General features: G+C 62.1%; 5 protein-coding genes. 4 read left to right on the forward strand and 1 reads right to left on the reverse strand.

Annotated features, from left to right (window positions below):
• A partial coding sequence (locus tag RTS12_RS20080; RefSeq protein ID WP_312531818.1) for an ATP-binding cassette domain-containing protein occupies nt 1-612 on the forward strand: 612 nt, incomplete at its 5' end.
• Nucleotides 609-1,925 carry an ABC transporter permease gene (locus tag RTS12_RS20085; protein WP_312531820.1) on the forward strand — a complete coding sequence of 439 codons (1,317 nt, stop codon included), beginning with the start codon at nt 609-611 and terminating at the stop codon, nt 1,923-1,925. The genes RTS12_RS20080 and RTS12_RS20085, both read left to right, overlap by 4 nt.
• A 51-nt stretch (nt 1,926-1,976) precedes the next feature.
• On the opposite strand, the gene RTS12_RS20090 is transcribed toward RTS12_RS20085, so the two are convergent.
• The gene (locus RTS12_RS20090) at nt 1,977-2,768 is read right to left on the reverse strand and encodes a carbon-nitrogen hydrolase family protein (RefSeq protein ID WP_312531822.1); all 792 of its coding nucleotides are present in this window, start codon (nt 2,766-2,768) and stop codon (nt 1,977-1,979) included.
• Nucleotides 2,769-2,839: 71 nt separating this feature from the next.
• Between RTS12_RS20090 and RTS12_RS20095 the strand changes: the two genes are divergently transcribed.
• Together RTS12_RS20095 and RTS12_RS20855 are read left to right on the forward strand one after the other, a co-directional pair.
• The gene (locus RTS12_RS20095; RefSeq protein ID WP_312531824.1) at nt 2,840-4,495 is read left to right on the forward strand and encodes an FAD-dependent oxidoreductase; all 1,656 of its coding nucleotides are present in this window, start codon (nt 2,840-2,842) and stop codon (nt 4,493-4,495) included.
• Between the two features lie 57 nt (nt 4,496-4,552).
• Nucleotides 4,553-4,752 (forward strand): pentapeptide repeat-containing protein (locus tag RTS12_RS20855; RefSeq protein ID WP_409455725.1); only part of this gene is annotated, 200 nt, incomplete at its 3' end.

Consider the following 4,752-nt stretch of genomic DNA (forward strand, 5'->3'; position numbering starts at 1 on the left):
CAGGTCATCTCCCTTGATCGGCTGGATTTGGACGGGGGGCGGCTGACGGTGCTGACCGGGCCATCGGGGTCGGGAAAGACCACGTTGCTTTACCTTTTGTCGGGATTGCTGCTGCCCCAGCAGGGGCAAATCGCTTGGAACGGCCTTGACCTGGCGCGCATGCGCGAGGGGGCACGCGATCGCTGGCGCCGTCTCAATGCGGGCTTTGTCTTTCAGGACTTTCACCTTCTGCCCGAGCTGTCGCCTTTGGATAACGTGCTTTTACCAGCCTGGTTTTCGGCCTTTTCTGCCGCCAGATTGCGCGCGCGTGGCGCGGCGCTTTTGACGCAATTCGGGGTGCCTGACTGCCCGCGCGCGGCGCTGCTGTCTCGAGGAGAGCAGCAACGCGTGGCGCTTGCCCGCGCCTTGTTGCTGAAACCAAGGGTGATCTTTGCGGATGAGCCAACCGCCAGCCTTGATGCTGCATCCGGCGCCAGCGTCGCCGCCTCATTGCAGAAAATGGCTCATGATCAAGGGTGTTGCGTGATTGCGGCCAGTCACGATCCCGCATTGATCGCCCTGGCCGATCAGCGCTTGGGGCTGGTCCGTGGCCAGCGGGTGTCTGGCCCATGAACCCGCTTCCCGTTCTGCGCGCGCTGTGGTCGCGCAATCCGATGACGGTCGGGCTTTTGACCGTGCTGGTCGCCCTTGCGGTTGCCTTGGGCATCGCGATCAGCGCCCAAGAGCGCGCCTTGCGTCTGGGCTCGGCCCGCGCGGCAGACCGCTTTGATCTGATTGTGGCCGCGCCGGGAAGTCAGACCGATCTGTTGTTCTCGACCGTCTATCTGCGGCCCAATGCCGTCACGCTGTTGCCCGGCCCCGTGGCGCAGCGCGTGTTGAGCGATCCTGATGCGGAATTTGCGGCGCCAATTGCCTTTGGTGACAGCCATGCTGGTGCGCCGGTGGTAGGAACGACCGCGGATTTCGTGACCCATCTCAGTCAGGGACTGGCCCAGGGGCGCAACTTCACTCACCTGAATGAGGCGGTGGTGGGGGCGCTGGTCCCGGACGCCATAGGCGAGGACATCTCGGTTCAGCATGGTCATGGTGATGGTGCGGCAGGTGGGATCGATGCCGATCAGGCCGAGCCGGACCACTCGGATCCGGGCCAATTACAGCATGACCCGTCACAGGCTGATCCATCTGGCGTGGCTGCGGATCACGCAGAGGTGGGGGATGGGCATCTTCATGATGATGTGCGCGTGGTTGGCCGCATGAGGCCCACCGGCACGCCCTGGGATCGTGCGGTGATCGTGCCCGTCGAATATATCTGGATGGCCCATGCTATGGGCACGGGACATGCCTTGAATGAGGACCGTATCGGGCCGCCGTGGCAGGCAGATTTGATGCCGGGCCTGCCAGCCATCGTCATCAAACCTGCCAGCATTGCTGCGGCCTATGGGTTGCGTGCGCGTTATCGCGATGCGCAAACCACGGCCTTTTTCCCGGCGGAAACGCTGGTGGATCTTTACAGCCTGATGGGTAGCGCGGCGCGGGTCATGACCATGCTCAGCTTGGCCGCCCAGATCCTTGTGATTGCCGCGATCCTGGTCGGTCTGCTGGCCGTGCTTGATCTGCAGCGCAAAAGCTTTGCGGTGCTGCGCGCCCTTGGTGCCTCGGCGGGATATGTTTTCGTCACGGTCTGGGCTTATGTCGGCGCGATGGTTGTGGGGGGGGCGGCCTTGGGGTTGCCGCTTGGCTGGGCAGCCTCGGCGCTGGCCTCAAAGCTGATTGCGGCGCATACCGGGGTGGCAATGCAGGCCAGCCTTGGCCCGCGCGAGTTGGGCATGGCCGGGCTATTGGTCTTGGCCGGGCTGGTGCTGGCGTTGATCCCGGCGATCCGTATCTATCGCCGCTCGGTCGTCGAGGGTCTGCGTCAGGGCTAGGGCTAGGGCTAGGGCCTGGCCCCGCCCTGCCGCATCTTGCCCATTCAAACCTTACCCATCTGCGGGGCGGTATTGCTGCGCCAAAGCCGATTGCGCACTGGCCGGAAGGGACTGGGCCGCGGCCAGATCGACGATCAGCAGGGCCTCGCCCTTGGCACCCGCCATTGCCAGGGGTTGGCCGTCGGGGCCAGCGATCACCGACAGGCCGCCAAAGCACAGCCCGCGCTCATCTCCGACCAGATTGGCATAGGCCACGACGGCATTGTTTTCATGTGCGCGCGCGGGAACCAAGGCGCGCTGAACATGCTCAAACCCGACAGGATTGGCCGTGGGGACCAAAATCAGATCGGCGCCTTTTTGCGCCAAAGCAGCCGCATGGCCGGGGAATTCGATGTCATAACATACCAGCATCGCCGCCCGCCGCCCTTCCAGATCAAAGACCGGGCCAAGCGTCGAGCCGCGTTGAAAGCTGGCCTCTTCCATCGGGCCGTAAAGCTGGATCTTGCGGTAATGGGCCAAAATTGCACCATCCGCGCCAATGGCCGTGGCGGCATTATAGATCGCCGCGCCATCCCCCTCAGCCGCGCGCTCGGCCCAGCCAAAGCATAGGCCGCAGCCCGTCGATCGGGCCATCTCACGCAGCCTGACCACCCACGGGCCGTCCAGCGTTTGGGCAAGGCTTTGGTGCAAATCGGGGCGGTGATATCCGGGCAGGAACAGTTCGGGCAAAAGCAGCATTTTTGCGCCCGCCGCCGCAGATGCCCGCAACTGCATACAAACTGCCTGAAAAGCATCATCAATCCGGCCATCTGTCGGCGGACTCTGCCAGAGTGCTAACTTCACTTTTCACCTCTGCCATGGGCACAATACACTCATCAGTTTAGACATTTCCGCGCCCCCAGAGAAAGCCCAACATGAGCGATCAGAAACCTGTCACCGCCTTCGGACCCGATTTCCCCTTCGCTTATGATGATTGGTTAAACCATCCCGCCGGGCTGGGTACGATCCCCGCCGCCAGCTATGGTCAAGAGGTTGCCGTGATCGGGGCAGGGGCTGCGGGGGTGATTGCGGGCCATGAGTTGATGAAGCTGGGCCTGAAACCCGTGCTTTACGAATCCGGTAAATTCGGCGGTCGCCTGCGCTCGGAAACCTTTGAGGGGACACAGGACGTCATTGCCGAGCTGGGCGGCATGCGTTTTCCGATCTCGTCGCGGGGGTTTTACCACTATGTCGATCTGGTGGGCATGCAAAGCCGGCCCTTCCCCAACCCGCTGACCGCTGCCGCCGGCTCGACCGTCATCGATCTTGAGGGCGAGACCCATTTCGCGCGCAAACTGGACGATCTGCCCCAGCTTTACCACGAGGTTGCCGTCGCCTATCGCGCCGCATTGGAAGAACATTCGGACTTTACCAAACTAAGCCGCGCGGTGCGCGAGCGCGATGTCAAACGCCTGAAGGAAATCTGGGACCCGCTGGTCGAAAAATGGGATGAGCGGACGTTTTATGACTTTGTGGTCTCGTCCAAGGCATTTCAGGGGCTAAGCTTTCGCCACCGTGAGGTCTTTGGCCAGGTCGGTTTTGGCACGGGCGGCTGGGACAGTGACTTTCCCAATTCCATGCTCGAGATCTTGCGCGTGAACCTGCTCGAGCTGGATGATCATCAGCGCTATATCGTCGGCGGCGTCGAACATGTGCTGCACCGCCTGTGGCGCCAGAGCGCTGATTGCGCCCATTGGCCCAAGGGCACGAGTCTGGCCAGTCTGAACGGCGGCGCAACTTTGGGGCGGGCGGCCAAGATCGCGCGCCAGAATGGGGGCGGCTTTACCGTCACCGATCAATGGGGCAATCCGCGCGATTATGCCGCCGTATTGGTCACCTGCCAAAGCCATTTGCTGACCACATCGGTCAAGGTCGACGAAGAGATTTTTGACCAAAAGCTGTGGATGGCGCTGGACCGGACCCGTTACATGCAGGCCGCAAAGACCTTTGTCATGGTCGATCGCCCCTTCTGGAACGACATTGACCCTGAAACCGGGCGACCGGTTTTGTCGATGACGCTGACGGACCGCCTGACCCGTGGCACCTATTTCTTTGACAATGGCCCGGATCAGCCTGCCGTGATCTGCCTAAGCTATTCCTGGATGACGGATGCGCTGAAAGTGTTGCCGCTTTCTTGCGAAAAGCGGGTCGAGCTAGCCTTGGCCGCGCTGGAAAAGGTCTATCCCGGTGTGGATATTCGCAGCCATATCCGAGGCAATCCCATCTGTGTCAGCTGGGAGGCGGACGAGAATTTCCTTGGGGCGTTCAAGGGCGCTTTGCCCGGACATTACCGCTATAATCTGCGTATGTATGGGCATTTCATGCAATCAGAGATGCCAGCCGAACAGCGCGGGATCTTTTTGGCGGGCGACGGGATCAGCTGGACGCCTGCATGGGTCGAGGGCGCGGTACAGACGGCGTTGAATGCGGTCTGGGGCATCATGGCCCATATGGGCGGGGCCAGCCATAAGGCCAACCCCGGACCGGGTGATCTGTGGGCCGAACTTGGCCCGGTCGCGCTGGAAGGCTAGCCCGGACAGAGCCAGCCTTTTCTGGGCCGGGCCGGGCGGACCATGCCGGGCCCGAGGATGCCCGGCCTGACCACGCCCGCTGTGATTGGCGCAAACCTGACTGGATCAAACTTGACCGGGTCTGTCCTGAAAGAGTGTTCCCTTTCAGGACAGACCTGTTGGGCCTTTATGCGCGGGTCCAGCACTGACTGGGCCAGCACTTACTTGGCCAGCCTTCACTGGTCAGTCCTGATTGGCCCAGTCCTGATCGGGGCAAT

The organism is Paracoccus sp. (in: a-proteobacteria), assembly GCF_032007265.1.
GTDB lineage: Bacteria > Pseudomonadota > Alphaproteobacteria > Rhodobacterales > Rhodobacteraceae > Paracoccus.